Here is a 16,041-nt window from a genome sequence, read left to right on the forward strand (position 1 = left end):
GACCTCCTACGTGGACAAATTAGACTCCACCTGTTGCCGTTCATACTGTTCACGGTACCAGCCGTTCATAGCAAGCAATTCCTGATGGGTTCCTTCTTCCGTAATTTTCCCGTGCTCCAGTACGATGATTCGGTCTGCGTGTTCGATAGCGGACAGGCGGTGAGTCGAGATCAGCGTGGTTTTGCCCGAGCGTTTGTTGCGTATATTTTCAATGATTTTGGCTTCGGTTCTTGCATCGACCGCAGACAAGGCATCATCCAGAATGAGAATGTCCGGATCGGCGATAAAGGCACGCGCCAGCGAAACCCGCTGTTTCTGTCCACCGGACAGGGCGATTCCTTTTTCACCAACGAGTGTGTCCAGACCATCGGACAATGTGCCCAGATCCCCATCAAAGGCAGCCGTGCGAATAGCTTCCATAATCACGCTATCGTCTGCACCCGGCTTGCCGAATTGAATGTTCTGTCGAACCGATTTGGAGAACAGAACCTGTTCCTGAGGTACATAACCTATCCAGCTGAGCAGATCATCTTTGGCAATATCCTGAATCGGATGACCCGAGATGCTTAATTCACCGGAACCCGCAGGATATTCGTGAAGAAGTTGTTTGAGAAGGGTAGATTTGCCGCTACCTGTGCGGCCCACAATACCCAATGTTTGCCCACGTCGCAGTGAAAAGCTGACGTGACTGAGATTATCAACGGTTGAACTCGGATAACGGAACGTAACATCACGCATCGTAATCTCTTCTGGATTAGTAACATGAGCAGGCTGCTCAATGTCTTTCACAGCAGGTTCTACAGATAAAGTCTCGTTGACACGATCCAGCGAAGCACTACCACGCTGCATCAGGTTAATCAATTCACCAATCGCGAACATCGGCCAGATCATCATCCCCAGGTACATATTGAACGATACGAGATCCCCCAGGGTAATTTCATTATGAAATACGAGATATATGCCGTAGGCAAGCGCGATAACATAACTGAGTCCAACGAAGAGTCGGATGGTAGGTTCGAATAGGGCATCCATTTTGGCAACGGCCAGATTTTTGCGGTACACATCCTCGGTTACATCGGCAAAGCGTTTCTCGTCCAGACGTTCCTGAACATAGGCACGCACGACACGAATACCGGCAATGGATTCAAGCACCTGGTCGTTCATATCACCGAATGCGTCTTGGGCCAGTGTGTAACGCTGATGCACGGCTTTACCATAGATCATCATGGCAATAGCGATAAAAGGCAGAGGCAAAATTGCGGCCAGGGTCAATTTCCAGCTAACCAGAAAACCCATGGCGAATAATACGGTTGCCAGGAACGCAGTTGAGTCCGTTAATGTCAGCATACCAAATCCCGCAGTAGTGGCAATGGAACGAAGATCATTCGTGGCCCGAGCCATCAGATCGCCGGTTCTGTTTTTCTCAAAAAAGGGCGGAGTCATACGGAGCAAATGATCCATAAAGCGTGACCGAAGCAAGCGTTCAACCAGATTGGCACCGCCAAACAGTTTGTGCATCCATATGTACGTTGTCAGATAGATAATGATGACCGTTCCTAGGATAAGTAAGATGTAGCGTGTGAGGGAGGCCCCAGTGATGGAACCGCGTACAATCTCGTCAATGGCATTGCCAAGAAGACGGGGGGGCAGCAGTTCGATTATGCCCACCAGAATAAGCAGGATGACACCGATGAGGTATCGTTTGCGTTCCAGCCGGAAAAACCAGGCCAGGTTTTTAAGTACAGAGAACAAGTGGTATCCCTTCCTTTCAAGGTCCGTGAAATGCATGTTCCGTTCATGTTTACCGATTTGTGCCCACAAAAAAAGACATACCGCACGCAGGCGGTATGTCTTAGATATCATTCATACGGCAGCATGGCTCCGAGAGCAGAGCCACCGCCATAAATAAGTTCGATTGTGAGAGTACAAAACAGCAAACCTGATTACAGGCTTCTGTGATGCAGTCTTATGAACGGAATAACGATTTCATGGGTGCTCCGGTATTTAGTTGTGTGTTGAGTTGATGTAGATCGTCGTAGTTAAACACCGTAATCACCCTTTCTTTTTATGGGAATAAATTCAATGTGGATCTCGTATGTTTGCATCTTAACACCGCCTTTTACAATCTGTCAAACGTTTTTCAAAGCGAAACATGTTGCTAATTCGTAATCGAATTATGCAAAGGAATGAACTTTTTTTGTTTAATTTGAGCGTCTCAGGTTTGTAATCAAACCTCTGTAGAGATATGATGGAACATATAAATAGAGGAGGAGCTGACACCAAATGAGTATTATACATGTATCTGACCGCGCTGCTCGCTGGTACAAGGAAGAGCTGAATTTGAACGAAGGAGACAGCATTCGCTTCTTCGCCCGTTATAGCTCCGGCGGAGGTCTACACCCGGGCTTTTCTCTGGGGATCGCCGTGGAGGAACCGAGAAATCCGGCAGAAAAAACGCAAGCATCGGGTATCCAGTTTTTCATGGAGGATCACGATTATTGGTATCTAAAGGGCCACCAACTTCACGTGGATGTCGTCGAAGAAGGACAGGATATTGAATATCGCTACACTGAGGTTTAATTACGTCATATCTGTGAGTATATAGAATAGCTCACGGCCGGCCGCACCGGTTTTCGAACAGGAGGAGATAAGAAGTGAATCCGCCAGCCCGAGATTTAGCCCAGTATATTGCAAACCGTTCTCATATTGTTGTTAAGGCTGCGGTTCGGGCCGAGAACGAAAAAGGTGAATTGTTGCTGATTCAGCATGCCGAGCATGGTCATTGGCGTGTTCCCGCTGGACAGATGCGTCCGGGAGAATCTATTGAAGATACAGCTCACAGAGAGTTGTGGGAAGAGACGGGATGGACAACGGATCGTATGACACTTGAAGGGCTGCATTCGGGTCCGGATCTCAGGCATTTGCATGCCAGTGGGGATGAGGACTATTTTGTCATAGCCATGTTCAGGGCAAGGATTATCCAGGATCGACTTGTGGAGTCTCGAGTGAATAGCGAAGCAGGACTGAAGTTTTTTGATCCAAAATCATTGCCAATCCTGAATGAATTTAGTCGGATGTTACTAAAGCGTTCCGAAATATGACATATATAAACGTAAAAGAAGAAGCCTTTCCAGTCGGAAGGGCTTCTTCTTTTACGTTGTGGCTGCTCGTGACGATTGGACCAGTGCCCCTGAGTGTCTTCGTTGACAAGAAGTGCATGCAATCACAATAACTTAAACCTGATCAAGCGGTTCTTCATCATCCATCGCAAAATCAAAATCTTCAATATCAAATACCTGCACAGGGGATTCCGATTCAATAATACGCGCAATCAATTCAACCTGATCGGTAAGTATGGGGGTATCCAGACGTTGTGAAGTGAGCAGCAGTTCGGTCTCAATCGGATCAAAATATTCACCATATTGAGCGGTATCCACCGCATTGATAATGGAGATGGAGACCTGGTCACCAAAGAGAATGGATGGACTTTTGGCCCAAGGAATAAGCAGGGCACGTTCTATTTTTTTCTTATTCAGCGGTTCTTCAAAATAAGAAATCAATTCGTTAATTTTGGATTTCACATGCTGATCATCTGCCGGGTTATCCATCAAGGGATCAGGGCTGGTCTGAAACTCATATAATTCCAGGACGGTGGTATAAGGAACAATGTATACAACAGGCGCCGGGGGCGCGAGCAATTGACCGTAAATAGCCACCATCACGGCTTCTGTAATAAACTGACGTGACATGGGTTCCTTACTCCTCCTGCGGCCATTAATAGTTGCAAGGTGAATCCATTTTGTTCTGAATGAATCATCGTCAAATTGAATTCTCTGCTATGGACTAAAGTGCATGAATAGAAGTATATCATACAATGGTGGGAAATACAGCCAGTCCAGAGAAGGATGTCAAGTCCCAACCTCAATCAGGATTTACCCAAAAGTAATGATAGTATCCCGGCAGCAATTAAGGGGCCAACAGGTACACCTTTGAACAGGGCAACCCCAAGCACCGTTCCGATAAGCAGCCCGGCAACGACGGTAGGCTGTGCACTCATCAGCGTAGCTCCACGTCCGCCCAAATAGGCCACAAGCAATCCTACCCCAATGGCGAGCAATGATTTCCAGTGCAGGAAAGACTCACCGATCGTTTGCAGACTGATCTTTCCACTGGCGAGTGGTGCCATGACTCCGATGGTCAGGATGATGATACCGATCGTAAGCCCGTATTTTTCAAGCCAGGGAAAAGTCTGATTCAGGTTCAATACCCGCAGTAACAATAGAAATACCATGGCCACGGTCACCGGTGTATTGCTGCTGATAATACCAAGTGCGGCGAATACGAGCAACAGCAGTGAGGTCATATCCATCGATTTCATTCCCCTTCGGTCTGCCCACGATGCTGGCTTACGATATGTTCGGCAATGTACCTGCCATGCCAGCGTCCGGATTCGATAAACACTTCATTGGCATTGCGCCCCGAAGCGATAACTCCGCCTACATATATGCCGGGCACGCTACTTTCCATCGTTTGCACATCATAAACGGGTTTATCCATGTCATCAGACATTTCTACACCTACGGAAGCGAGCAGTTTGCGGTCAGGACGGAAACCGGTCAATGCCAGTACGAAGTCATTTTCAAGCTCACTTGTTGATCCATCGGTATGAAGCAGACGAACCGAATCATCCATAATTTCATTCACGCGTGAGCCAAGATGCAACGTAATACGACCTTTCTGTACCAGGCTTTCAAACAGGGGACGTACCCATGGTTTAATATGTTCGGACAGACTGCTTCCGCGATATACCATATCAATATGGGCTCCGACACGAACCAGTTCCATGGCTGCATCCACGGCTGAATTGCTTCCCCCAATGATCGCAACGCGTGTACGAGTGTAAGGGTGGGCTTCCCGGAAATAATGAGTGACCTTATCCTTGTCTTCTCCTGGGATACCCAGATAATTGGGGTGGTCAAAATAACCGGTAGCAACCACCACATTACGTCCTTCATGTATGATGGTCTGCCCGCGTCGATTGGTCGTATGTACCTCGAACGTACCATCATCCTTGCGTTTGATTTCACGGGCTTCCTCATAGTTATGAATACGCAGGCCGAAATGTTCGGCTACCTTGCGATAATAGGCGAGTGCCTCGTAACGAAAAGGTTTGTCATTCGGTGTACTGAACGGAATATTCCCAATCTCAAGCAATTCTGCTGTGCTAAAAAACTGCATATGGGTTGGATACAAATAGATAGATTGAACGATATTATACTTCTCAACAATCACAGCTGACAGTCCCAGCCGTTCGCATTCAATGGCAGCAGACAGACCACAGGGACCTCCGCCGATAATAATCACATCTTCCATATTCTTAATCCTCCTTATTTCAAACACTATAATCCTACCGTAAATAGCGGTCTAATGCCAGTTCAAGCATGAGTCTGACAACATTAAATCGACCTACTCCCGAGAATTTGACTTGGATTAGAGAAAATATTATTATCAAATTAGATGTTTATCTAAATGAAGGCGAGATGATGGATAATGCAACTGGAGAAAATTGTGGCTTACCATAAAGCCCTGGCTGATCCGACCCGGCTACGTATGTTGTTGCTGCTGTCTCAGGGAGAACTGCATGGGCAGGCACTCGCCGAAAGGCTCAATTTATCCCAGCCGACGGTTACACATCATGCATCCAAGCTAAGAGAAGCTGCTTTAATTAAGGAACGGAGAGAGAAAAACACGGTATTTTTTACACTTAATCCTTCGTTTATCCGGGAACATGCTCAGGCTTCTGTTGATTTTATATTTAAAAGAGAAGAGGCTGGAGATATGAGTGATATTAACGAAACGTTAAAAGTATCCGTAATGCGGAATTTTTTCTCCAAAGATGGGCGATTGCGTCAGATTCCGGCCCAATATAAGAAAAAGCTGATTGTGCTTGGTCATTTGGCTGAGCAACTTGAGTTTGGTCGAAAGTATACGGAGAAGGAGATCAATACTTTTATTCTGACGTACCATGAGGATTTTGCGACGATTCGCCGGGAGTTTATCATGCATCAGTTCATGTATCGGGAGGATGGGATCTATGAACTGAATCCAGTAGAGATGTGGACGCGGTGGGATCAGGTCAAATAAGTTGAATATAAAATTGAACTTGACAACAGCCGAGTACACTGTGTAACATAATGGATAATTCTACAAGGGAGGCGATGTTAAATGACAAACTTAATGGCAGTATACGTTAATTTGAATATGAACAGCGTCTCCGGAACGGATCAAGGCATGTAATTTTACGGCAACTGTGCAGTATTGTTCGCAATACTATGCACAGTACGTAGAGTATATTCACATGTACAGATGAAGCCACGGGTGACGATCCCGTGGCTTTTTTGTATGCCAATCAAAAGGGTGTTCCTGAATTGCATGTAGCGGATTGTTGAGTATTCGGTCCTTATATCTGCAAAGGCAGGCGGTCTTCGATTCGGCTAACTATTTATTGCCGCGGGTGTTTTATACTCGTGGTTTTTTTTGTTTTGATCTGGCACCGGAGATTCATGTTCAATCGGCTTTAAGGCAGTAAATAACTCATTTTGGGAGGAATTTTTATTTTAAATAATCATATTGAGAAGTACGGCTGGTCTGCAAAGTGGCAGGAACTGTGGCAAGAGGCAGACATGGAGGAGCAGGCGAGAAAGCCAGCGAGAATTATCGCAGACCATGGACATCTGCAACGTTTGATTACAGAAGAGGGAGAATGCTGGGGAAGAATTTCCGGCCGAATGCGTCATGAGAGTCTGGAGACGAGCTTGGTGCCAGCGGTTGGAGATTGGGTGGCGATTACGGGGCAGCCCGATGAAGAAGCAATAATTCACAATCTTATACCACGACAGAGCCGGGTATCGAGACAGGCAGCTGGTTCGGTGACCAAAGAACAATTAATCGCCGCGAACGTAGATACACTGCTGATCGTTGCTGCTCTTAATCATGACTTCAACCTGAGACGGCTCGAAAGGTACGTGATGATGGCGTGGAATGGGAGTGTAAGACCGGTCATTGTACTGAGCAAAAGTGATCTGTGCACCAATGTGGAAGAGCAAATCAGGAGTGTAGAGGGGATTGCTCCAGGCGTCGAAGTGTTGGCTATATCCGCTGTGGAGGGCCAAGGCAAATCGTCGCTGGAAAGATATTTGCAGCCAGGGTTAACTGTTGCGCTGACAGGTTCTTCTGGCAGTGGCAAGTCTACGCTGGTGAACTGGATGATGGGCGAGGATGTGCAGCTTACACAATCGGTCCGTGAGGGAGACAGCCGTGGAAGACATACAACAACACATCGGGAGATGTTTGTTCTTCCCCAGGGAGCCGTATTAATTGATACGCCGGGAATGCGTGAGCTTAATCTTTGGGATGAAGGCAACGATGGACTTTCCCATGCTTTTGAGGAAATTGAACAGCTCGCTGTCACATGTAGGTTTCTGGATTGCAGTCATACAAGGGAAGCTGGATGTGCAGTGAAAGAGGCCATCCAGGCCGGTTCGTTGGATGAAAAAAGACTGAGCAATTATCTGAAAATGCAGAAGGAACTGCAATTTCAGCAGCGTAAGGAAGAGATTGCTTCCAAACGGCGGACAGCTTCAAGCAAACCGGAGAGCAGTCGCAAACCCAAGCATGCCCGCAGTGTGAAAGACTGGGAAGAAGCCTGAAATCAGGCGGGCATCCCGTTGCATCCTGCATAAGATAGGTCAGGAGGGATGTCATTATGCCGGATTACAGGATCATTGTAGATCTGTCTGACCACATGTTATATCTTTTGGATGGCAATCAGGTCATCAAGGGGTATCCGGTGGCAACAGGCAAGATGCTCACACAAACACCTAGCGGAGAATTCACCATTATTAACAAACAATCAAATCCCGGAGGACCCTTTGGTGTGCTGTGGATGGGATTGTCGGCACCACATTACGGCATTCATGGTACGAATGAACCCTGGTCCATCGGCAAATCCGTTTCCCACGGATGCATACGCATGTACAATTCCGATGTGGTGGATCTGTCTTCCAAGGTATCCGTCGGTACGCAAGTAACGATCCGGCCTTAGGGCCGGATTTTCAAATCTATAAGCGGAGTAGGGGAGTGATGTCCATGCAGATCAGAGCAGCACGTGAAGGGGACGCAGAGGCAATAGCTTATGTACATACGGAGAGTTGGAAGACGACATATCGGGGTCTCATCCCAGATGATTTTTTGGATCATTTGACTACTGAATCGAGGTTGTCGCAATGGCAGCAGACGATTCGGTCTGGCGAAAGGGATCAGATTCTGGTAGTGGCCGAGCAGTCCGATGGGAAAATTGTCGGATTTGCATGTGGTGGAAGGGAACGTGAAGGCAAGTTGCCTTACGATTCAGAGCTCTATGCTATTTATTTGTTGAGAGAAGTGCAACAAAAGGGTATTGGTCAGCAGTTGGCCAGGTACATTGTTCGTTATCTTCATTCCCTGAATATGCACAGCTTGATAATCTGGGCACTGGAGCGAAATTCAGCGTGTCGCTTCTATGAAAAGATGGGCGGAACTCCTGTTCAGACAAAGCAAATCCGAATTGGTGGTCAAGAACTGATTGAGGTCGCTTATGGCTGGGAAGACATTAGACTCTTTGGAGAAAAGAACCTGCCTGAAAAATAGGTGGGGAAATGATGTGACAAGGTTGTTTGGCATAGCTGGAATCTGGTTATTTATGGATACACGGGGAGAATAGATCCGTAAATCCAAAAAGGTAAAGGGGCTGTAGTTCATGTCCATTGACCGCTTTATTTTGAGAAAACTGAGTTCTTGTCAGAAAGAAAACACTCGTGATAATCTGGTACGCTTGTTTGTCATTCGAATCCAGAAGGCTGAGGTTGTAGAAAAACACGAAAGTGCCTATGTTGTCAGCAGATTACATTGAAATAGATTAGGGAGTTTGTACACATCAAAAAGGAAGCTTGTCTGAACAGACAGCTTCCTTTTTTCTTATGTTCGCGAACCAGTCTTCAACTTGAAGTGGAATAGGGGCTCCTCTTAATAAAGAGATAAGGCCAAGGAGTCATTTTCGCTACGGCTGTGAAGAATGGCTTCACCACCGACAATCTCAATACTAATCAATGAATGCAGACATTTCTGTAAAGCACGTTTACCATTGCTAATTTTATGCTCAAGGGCACTGCTAAGCAATCTTAGTGTCTTTTGCACAGGCTGCTTGTTTTCTTGATTGAAATATACAGGGATTGATTTGTTTTGAAAAGTTATTAGGGTTCTCACTCGAAATCACCTCACGAGAGTTATTTCATACTCGTTATATTAAGTTCCAATGCTTAAAATTACCTTAAAATCAGCTTATGAAAACATAAAGGTGAGCAATGTTTGAAAAGTGTTCACAATTCAATTGTGAGCGAAACAATAATTAATCCTACAATTCTCCGTTTTTCTTCCATTAATAGGGAAGAAAAACGGAGAATTTCGCAACATCGCAACATTGAACGTTACTACTGCCTCAAAAGTTCTGAGTCCAATGGCCGATATTTTAATATATACGTGGGTCATATGTAACAAAATCATAGCTTGTACATTGCAAACAGGATGTTTATGTAAGAAAATAGGGTTGGAATAGCGTTACATCCGCTTTTTTTGATTTAATTTGACATTAGGACAAATTACATATGAGACCATGGGAGGGATTATGATGATTCTAACCGTGTATTCCGGCCGGGAGGAAGGCGAGTGGTTCGACATTGAGGTCCCGGATGAATGTACTATTGAACATCTGAAGACATTGCTAGGCGTTCGCATTTTTGGACAGGCACCGGGAGATGGGATTCAGTACATCCTTGAAGCCAAATTTGCGGAAGGATTGTGGTTCTCCCCGCAGAACACACAACAGCTCATGGAAACAGGGCTGCGTCAAGGATGCTGTGTACGGGTTCAGCGGGCCTTTTCAACCACTTCTGAAGAAGCGCCCGTGTATGGAAGACGTTCATTATTTCAGCAGGACAGCAACGAATGAAGCATCTTAACGTATACATTTTATTGAACGAATTAAAGGAGGTCTTCTCTTCGTGAATGTGTTATATCAGCGTTCTCCAAGAATGACACCGGTTCTTAAGGAAGAAAGGCTGGAAATTCTCAGGCCGCCAACAGAACCCAACAAACCTACATTTTCAATGATTTCAATTATCGTTCCGATCATGATGACGATGGTTAGCATCGGATTCTACGTATATATCAATATGAGCGGCAAAATGAACAATAGCAATTATATGATGTTTCAGATGATGACGGTTATGATGATGCTCACCTCATATACCATTCCGTTTTTTGTGTATCTGAGCAACAAGAAGTCATACCGCAAAAAGCTGGAAGAGCGCACAGTCATGTACCGGGCACAACTGGAGAAGCACCGTGAAGAGCTGAAAGAGGCTCAAGCAGAGCAAGTCAAAAGCCTGTATGAAATTCATGGTGATCCGAATGTATGTCTGCAAGTGGTGAAGAATCGCAACAGTTCGTTGTGGGAACGTTCGCCGGAAGATGATGACTTCATGCAGGTACGAATCGGCATTGGCGAAATTCCGTTCAGAATCAAACTCCAGGTTCCGCGTGTGGACGGCTACGAAAAGGATGAGTTGATCGAAGCGGCTCATGAATTAGCAGCGGAATTCGAGACGGTGCCAGATGCGTCCATTACGTTACCGCTGTTTCAGTCGAAAGTAATGGGATTGGTAGGGAAGCGCGAGGACGTATTGGCTTCACTGCGCGTGATCATCTCCCAACTGGCGGTCCGTCATTCACCGGATGAGTTGAAGATTGCTACCTTTTATGAAGAAAAAGAAACAAAGGAATGGGATTGGCTGCGCTGGCTGCCTCATATCTGGGATGAAGATCAGGGACAACGTTATATGGCCGACAGGCACAGCGGTGCGCATCAATTGGCGGACAGCTTGTTTTCCGTATTGAACCGCCGCCGGAACAACAAGGAAGACCGATACAAGAAAAGCGTGCAAACACCGTGTTATGTTGTCGTACTCTCCGATACCCAATTGATTGAAGAAGAACCACTTCTTCCACTATTGCTGGAGTCAGCACAAGAGATTGATGTCTGCACCATTATACTGGCCAATCGCAAAGAGTCTCTTCCTATGCATTGTCAATTGATTATGGAGGCCTCCCAAGGCAAAGGGGTGTATATCAAAAAAACGGAAGATGCCGATGTCATCCAACAAACGTACACACCGGATGTTATCTCGAAAGAGACTGCCGAGGCGCTCTCGCGTTACATGTCACCCATTCGTTTGAAGCGTTCTTCCGCCTCGGATATTCCGCAGGTGCTTCCTTTGTTCGATATGCTGAGCACCTCACGTGTAGAGGATCTGGATGTGGTGTCCCGATGGGGACAAACGAGGTACCCGGACACATTGCCTGTGCCTATGGGCGTGCGAGCCGGCGGTAAGAAAATAGCCATTAACCTGCATGATAAAATTGAACGACAAGGTCACGGTCCTCACGGTCTGATTGCCGGAACAACTGGTTCAGGTAAAAGTGAGGTTATCCAGTCCATTGTGGCATCACTGGCTGCCGAGTTCCACCCGCATGATCTGGCCTTTATGTTGATTGACTATAAGGGTGGCGGGATGTCCAATACATTCGTTGATCTGCCACATGTCGTGGGTACGATTACCAATCTGGATGGAAATTTGATTGAACGAGCCAATATTTCACTTCGGGCTGAGTTGGTCAGAAGGCAAAAAATATTAAATGATGCTGGAAATCTCCAGCACATTGATGAATATTACAAGATTTTGCGTTCAAGACATGAGCAACCACTTCCGCATCTGGTCATTATCATTGATGAGTTTGCACAATTGAAACGGGACCAGCCGGAGTTCATGGATGAATTGATTAGTATAGCGGCTATCGGCCGGACGCTCGGTGTGCACCTTATCCTGGCAACCCAGAAGCCGGCGGGAGTCGTGGATGATAAAATATGGAGTAATTCCAGGTTCCGAATCTGCCTTCGTGTACAAAGCGAGGGTGACAGTCGGGATATGATCAAAATTCCTAATGCGGCCTGGATCACGAAGCCGGGTCGCGGATATTTCCAAGTCGGCAGTGATGAAGTGTTTGAGGAAATGCAATTCGCTTGGAGTGGTGCCCCGTACAACCAGCAGGAAGATGCAACGACGGTATTGCCTGTCATGGAAGTGCGTTTGAACGGGAAGCGTGAACCCTTGTTGACCGGAGAACGCAGGGCTGTCCTCAAAGGCGAAGATGTTCCCAAACAGCTTCAGGTTTTCATTGACTATGTTGCACAGGCTGCGAAAGACGCAGGTATCAGTCGTTTGCCGGGACCTTGGTTGCCACCTCTGCCAGAAACGCTGGAATGGGAAAGCCTTGACGATTGGCAGGAAGAGGAGAACCGTGAGGTGCTGCTTGATGGTGGGGCTAGTGGTCTGAAGCCGCTGGTGGGCTTGCTGGATGATCTGCCTAATCAACGACAACAGCCGCTTGCTCTTCCGGTAGATCAAGGACATTTGGTGGCTTATGGCATGCCCGGTTTTGGAAAAACGACGTTTGTCCAGACCTTACTGATGTCACTGGCTCGTTCTCGCAGAACTGAACCTTGGCATGGCTACATTATTGATATGGGCCGAATGATGAAGGATTTTGCAGGTCTGCCTCAGATCGGCGCCGTGATGATGTCCGAAGAGGAAGATCGAATCAAGCGGTTATTCCGTTTTATTCTAAAACTGTCTGCACAGCGCAAAGATATGATCTCGGAAGCCGGCGTTAAAACCATTTCGGCCTATCGCCGGACAGCCCATGCGGTAGTTCCGCAGATTATAGTTGTCATCGACGGTTATCTTTCATTCCGTAATGCCTACCCGGAAGAAAATGAACTTCTGGAAACCATTCTTCGTGAGGGTGGAAGCCTGGGAATTACTTTTATCCTCACTGCAAACCGTGTCACCGATGTGTTCGAGAAGTTCAGAAGTAACATTCCCAATGCGGTATCCTTTGAATTATCCGATCCAAGCGATTATTATTACGCCGTAGGACGGCCTTCCAAGGCACCGAGTCAGCTTCCACCAGGCAGAGGACTCGTCAAAGGTCAGGTTCCTCCATTGATGTTCCAGGCGGCACTGCCATCGTCGGGAGCAGATGAGGGCAAGCGTTCGTCCACTCTGCGACGTGTGATTGCAGAGATCAGGGATACCTGGACCGGAGAAGAAGCGCCGCAGATTGCTCCGCTTCCGGAAGAGGTTAAACTTAAAGATGTACTCATTCGCACAGGTTCATTCGGACAAGTGGCAGATGTTTCTTCGTTAACGGTACCTGTAGGTCTGCTGACCGATGATCTGGAGCCATTCCAGCTCAATCTGCGCGAAGGGCCCCATTTCATGGTTACGAGTCCAATGGAAGGCGGAAAAACGACATTTTTGCTGACTTGGATGTTGTCACTTGCCTATCATGCATCTCCTGAAGATGTGCAAATATACACGGTAGATATGCGTTATGGTTCGGGAGGACTGGGCGAAATCAGCAGCTTGCCCCATCTCCGTGGACACGTATCCCGTGAAGAACAGCTTGCACCTGTGATCCAACAGTTGTACGATGAAGTTCTGAAAAGAGGAGATTATACCGGGGGACCGGAGATCGTTCTCGTTATCGACGATGCGGATACGCTGTCCAAGCAATTGAATGATTTTAATGTGAAAGATCAATTGGGAGCGATCGTTCGTCAAGGAAGAGATCGAGGTATACATGTGGTTCTGTCAGGTGTTCCGGCAGACTTCCCAACCTTTGGTTCTGACTGGGTGAGCGATGTGAAGGCTTCCCAGAGCGGAATGTTGTTCGGGACTTTAGACCCTAACGATCTCTCGTTCTTCCGTATACCTTATTCCGAATCCGGAGGTAGTTCAAATGGGCTTAAGGTACTGCCTCCAGGTCAAGGTTATTATGTAAAACGTAAATATTCCAGGGTTAAAGGTGCAGTTCCTTGTGATGACAGCTGGAAAATGACCGATTGGATTTCTGAAATTCGTGACCGATGGCATGTTGTAGTTTGAGGGGAGGTGGCTCATAATGTTGACGATTCATGATTCCAAGCAAAAGGTAGTCACTTTGAAAATAAAAGAACTTTTTTTCCTGGCCGGTATTCTCGGTTCAGACCGATTGCTTGGCGTGGAAGATCCGTTCCGCGGGTATATGGCGGAAGATATTGCTCTGGAGTGGGAGTGCGTCAAAACCTCTTTGCTCGACAAGGGATATCTGATTCAGGATCAGGACAGCAATGAGCTGATCATGACACCGACCGTTTTCTCTAGAGTAGCCATTGCCGGACTGTCCGATAGGGCTTGTTGGATTCGCTACACTTACAGCGGCAAGTCGTATGAAAGTTATGTACACTGCACGGATGAACGTGTCGTTGAAGTATGCCGTGTTGCAGACGAACCGGATTCCTTCCGGCTATGTGATCTCGGGAACGTTCGTGAAGCCATTGATGTGCTGATTCAAAGGATGAAGTGGAGCAGCCATTCTCCTGTAGAGAAACCGGCACTGATGTGCTCAAAGAAAAAATTCTATGATGTGATGAATGACGTGAAAAACAAAGTGGTAGAGACAGTGGCTGATGAGCTGGGACAGGAGACAAGTGATCCTGATGGGTCGCTTGCACTTGCACGCTGTCTGGTGAACAAGGAGTCGGAGGGAGAACTACGGTTGCTCGTATGGAACGGAGAAGGGTGGAACTCACAGTCTGCGGCTTTTGCTGCAAGTCCGGTATCCAACTGGTTGTTTCGCATGAGTACTGCGGCTTCGGATGATTGGCTTGTTGCAGCACTGACGACTAGAGAACAGTTTCATGAGATGCTACTGAACTGGCTTAAACAGCCTGCAGGGGAAGAGGAAAGGTGATGGTAAATGCGCATTCGTGTGGAACCGGATGTGCTTCGGGCACTGAGTAGGCAGATTCAGTATGCAGCGGAGCAAATACAGCAAAAGATGACGGTATTGGATCAGGCAATTCATTCGCTGGAGTGGGATATTGAAGCCCGCGCTGCGGTAATGAGTGAATGGAATCACAGTAAGCGACTCTGCGAAGATGCGGTACGTCGTTTTATGGACTTGAGCGTACAGCTGGGACGCAAGGCCTTGTTATTCCAGCAGGCAGATATGGAGTATCGTACGGTGTTGAGTCATGTGAACACAGCCTATGGTAATGCGGTCAATATGCTGAATGTTCTTCAGACGAATCGTGCAGGTGAAATTATGCCTGCGCATTTGGCAACTGCTGCTGTTGTATCCGATCCATTTTCCGCAGTAGCGGCAGTGTACCGTGTTCAGGATGCTACACCGCCTGATGGCTCACCCGCTACTCTGATCCAGGCCATGCAGCCTGAACCTGTGGCGTGGAGATTCACAGATCCCTCCTTTCGAGGGAGAAGAGGAACCGAACCGGTAGTTTCCTGAGAATATTTGATGTAGAGTTGAACAAAAAGGACAGCATAAAGTGAATTTTTTTGTAAATAGGCTGTTAGGGGAAGTTTCAAAAGCCGAAAATGGGGTAATTAGGATTAGGTCCTTCGGCTTTTGTCCGATCGATCCTTGTATAGTACAATTTGAACAAGACAAAATTTAATTGCACAAACCAAGGAGGAATTTACAAATGGCAGGACGTATTTTAGTTACCCCAGAGCAGCTTGATCAGGTTTCCAATCAGTTTAAACAAAGCGGTGAGCAAAGTCAGCAAATCGTTTCTACATTGACTCAATCCATCACAAGCATGGAAGGACAATGGGAAGGTATGACGAAACAACGCTTCTTCCAGGAATTCCAGGAAGCCAGCAAACAAATGCAATCTTTCGTTCAAACGCTGAACAGCATCAGCGCGGAACTGACGGCTATTGCCAACAAATTCCGTACAGCTGACCAAGCTCGCTAATCTGCTATACATAGATCGGGCACGTTCCGTATCCGAATTGGCCCTGAATCATATGCAGTCAGCAA

The 16,041-nt window shown here is 46.9% G+C and carries 16 protein-coding genes; 11 read left to right on the forward strand and 5 right to left on the reverse strand.

The window, feature by feature from the left end; genetic code table 11:
* Nucleotides 1-6: 6 nt before the first annotated feature.
* Nucleotides 7-1,752, reverse strand: coding sequence for an ABC transporter ATP-binding protein (locus tag ACR32F_RS12030; protein ID WP_440118913.1), 1,746 nt, complete (start codon nt 1,750-1,752; stop codon nt 7-9).
* A 531-nt stretch (nt 1,753-2,283) separates the two neighbouring features.
* Between ACR32F_RS12030 and ACR32F_RS12035 the strand changes: the two genes are divergently transcribed.
* Both ACR32F_RS12035 and ACR32F_RS12040 read left to right on the forward strand, forming a co-directional pair.
* Entirely contained in the window at nt 2,284-2,580 is a 297-nt protein-coding gene (locus ACR32F_RS12035; RefSeq protein ID WP_440118914.1) for a HesB/YadR/YfhF family protein, read from the forward strand.
* Nucleotides 2,581-2,654: 74 nt separating this feature from the next.
* Complete coding sequence (locus ACR32F_RS12040; protein ID WP_440118915.1) at nt 2,655-3,101, forward strand: NUDIX domain-containing protein; 447 nt, start codon at nt 2,655-2,657, stop codon at nt 3,099-3,101.
* 132 nt (nt 3,102-3,233) lie between these two features.
* Here the strand turns inward: ACR32F_RS12040 and ACR32F_RS12045 are convergent, their stop codons facing one another.
* The 3 genes from ACR32F_RS12045 to ACR32F_RS12055 form a co-directional block, all read right to left on the reverse strand.
* A complete protein-coding gene (locus ACR32F_RS12045; protein ID WP_440118916.1) occupies nt 3,234-3,749 on the reverse strand; it encodes an ADP-heptose synthase in 516 nt (171 codons plus the stop codon).
* Nucleotides 3,750-3,925: 176 nt separating this feature from the next.
* Nucleotides 3,926-4,369 carry a DUF441 domain-containing protein gene (locus ACR32F_RS12050; protein WP_440118917.1) on the reverse strand — a complete coding sequence of 148 codons (444 nt, stop codon included), beginning with the start codon at nt 4,367-4,369 and terminating at the stop codon, nt 3,926-3,928.
* A 5-nt stretch (nt 4,370-4,374) separates the two neighbouring features.
* A complete protein-coding gene (locus ACR32F_RS12055) occupies nt 4,375-5,373 on the reverse strand; it encodes a YpdA family putative bacillithiol disulfide reductase (protein ID WP_440118918.1) in 999 nt (332 codons plus the stop codon).
* Nucleotides 5,374-5,550: 177 nt separating this feature from the next.
* Between ACR32F_RS12055 and ACR32F_RS12060 the strand changes: the two genes are divergently transcribed.
* The 4 genes from ACR32F_RS12060 to ACR32F_RS12075 all read left to right on the forward strand — a co-directional run bounded on the left by ACR32F_RS12060 (nt 5,551) and on the right by ACR32F_RS12075 (nt 8,688).
* Nucleotides 5,551-6,144 carry a metalloregulator ArsR/SmtB family transcription factor gene (locus ACR32F_RS12060; RefSeq protein WP_440118919.1) on the forward strand — a complete coding sequence of 198 codons (594 nt, stop codon included), beginning with the start codon at nt 5,551-5,553 and terminating at the stop codon, nt 6,142-6,144.
* A gap of 539 nt (nt 6,145-6,683) precedes the next feature.
* Complete coding sequence (gene rsgA, locus ACR32F_RS12065) at nt 6,684-7,709, forward strand: ribosome small subunit-dependent GTPase A (protein ID WP_440119799.1); 1,026 nt, start codon at nt 6,684-6,686, stop codon at nt 7,707-7,709.
* 56 nt (nt 7,710-7,765) lie between these two features.
* Nucleotides 7,766-8,104, forward strand: coding sequence for a L,D-transpeptidase (locus ACR32F_RS12070; protein WP_440118920.1), 339 nt, complete (start codon nt 7,766-7,768; stop codon nt 8,102-8,104).
* Between the two features lie 44 nt (nt 8,105-8,148).
* Nucleotides 8,149-8,688 (forward strand): N-acetyltransferase family protein, encoded by a 540-nt coding sequence (locus tag ACR32F_RS12075; protein WP_440118921.1) that lies wholly within the window; start codon nt 8,149-8,151, stop codon nt 8,686-8,688.
* A gap of 375 nt (nt 8,689-9,063) precedes the next feature.
* Here ACR32F_RS12075 and ACR32F_RS12080 read toward each other — a convergent pair whose 3' ends face one another.
* On the reverse strand, nt 9,064-9,303 hold the full coding sequence (locus ACR32F_RS12080; protein ID WP_110892980.1) for a hypothetical protein: 240 nt from the start codon (nt 9,301-9,303) through the stop codon (nt 9,064-9,066).
* A gap of 421 nt (nt 9,304-9,724) precedes the next feature.
* On the opposite strand from ACR32F_RS12080, the gene ACR32F_RS12085 reads away from it, so the two are divergent.
* From ACR32F_RS12085 to ACR32F_RS12105, 5 genes are all read left to right on the forward strand, one after another.
* Nucleotides 9,725-10,045, forward strand: a complete 321-nt coding sequence (locus tag ACR32F_RS12085; protein ID WP_440119801.1) for a hypothetical protein — start codon at nt 9,725-9,727, stop codon at nt 10,043-10,045.
* Between the two features lie 52 nt (nt 10,046-10,097).
* Nucleotides 10,098-14,102, forward strand: coding sequence for a type VII secretion protein EssC (gene essC, locus ACR32F_RS12090; protein ID WP_440118922.1), 4,005 nt, complete (start codon nt 10,098-10,100; stop codon nt 14,100-14,102).
* A gap of 16 nt (nt 14,103-14,118) precedes the next feature.
* Nucleotides 14,119-14,949 (forward strand): hypothetical protein, encoded by an 831-nt coding sequence (locus ACR32F_RS12095; protein ID WP_440118923.1) that lies wholly within the window; start codon nt 14,119-14,121, stop codon nt 14,947-14,949.
* A gap of 6 nt (nt 14,950-14,955) precedes the next feature.
* Nucleotides 14,956-15,504 carry a WXG100 family type VII secretion target gene (locus ACR32F_RS12100; protein ID WP_440118924.1) on the forward strand — a complete coding sequence of 183 codons (549 nt, stop codon included), beginning with the start codon at nt 14,956-14,958 and terminating at the stop codon, nt 15,502-15,504.
* Nucleotides 15,505-15,700: 196 nt separating this feature from the next.
* Nucleotides 15,701-15,976, forward strand: coding sequence for a WXG100 family type VII secretion target (locus tag ACR32F_RS12105; protein ID WP_017689071.1), 276 nt, complete (start codon nt 15,701-15,703; stop codon nt 15,974-15,976).
* Nucleotides 15,977-16,041: the final 65 nt, after the last annotated feature.

Origin of the sequence: Paenibacillus hebaui, assembly GCF_051934385.1 — a bacterium.
GTDB lineage: Bacteria > Bacillota > Bacilli > Paenibacillales > Paenibacillaceae > Paenibacillus.

Bases quoted from the DNA above. Each gene is read 5' to 3' on its own strand.
- ACR32F_RS12075 (WP_440118921.1), top strand. From the start codon at position 8,149: ATGCAGATCAGAGCAGCACGTGAAGGGGACGCAGAGGCAATAGCTTAT.
- rsgA (WP_440119799.1), top strand. From the start codon at position 6,684: ATGGAGGAGCAGGCGAGAAAGCCAGCGAGAATTATCGCAGACCATGGA.
- ACR32F_RS12085 (WP_440119801.1), top strand. From the start codon at position 9,725: ATGATTCTAACCGTGTATTCCGGCCGGGAGGAAGGCGAGTGGTTCGAC.
- ACR32F_RS12105 (WP_017689071.1), top strand. From the start codon at position 15,701: ATGGCAGGACGTATTTTAGTTACCCCAGAGCAGCTTGATCAGGTTTCC.
- ACR32F_RS12050 (WP_440118917.1), bottom strand. From the start codon at position 4,369: ATGGATATGACCTCACTGCTGTTGCTCGTATTCGCCGCACTTGGTATT.
- ACR32F_RS12100 (WP_440118924.1), top strand. From the start codon at position 14,956: ATGCGCATTCGTGTGGAACCGGATGTGCTTCGGGCACTGAGTAGGCAG.
- ACR32F_RS12060 (WP_440118919.1), top strand. From the start codon at position 5,551: ATGCAACTGGAGAAAATTGTGGCTTACCATAAAGCCCTGGCTGATCCG.
- ACR32F_RS12035 (WP_440118914.1), top strand. From the start codon at position 2,284: ATGAGTATTATACATGTATCTGACCGCGCTGCTCGCTGGTACAAGGAA.
- ACR32F_RS12095 (WP_440118923.1), top strand. From the start codon at position 14,119: ATGTTGACGATTCATGATTCCAAGCAAAAGGTAGTCACTTTGAAAATA.
- ACR32F_RS12070 (WP_440118920.1), top strand. From the start codon at position 7,766: ATGCCGGATTACAGGATCATTGTAGATCTGTCTGACCACATGTTATAT.
- ACR32F_RS12045 (WP_440118916.1), bottom strand. From the start codon at position 3,749: ATGTCACGTCAGTTTATTACAGAAGCCGTGATGGTGGCTATTTACGGT.
- ACR32F_RS12055 (WP_440118918.1), bottom strand. From the start codon at position 5,373: ATGGAAGATGTGATTATTATCGGCGGAGGTCCCTGTGGTCTGTCTGCT.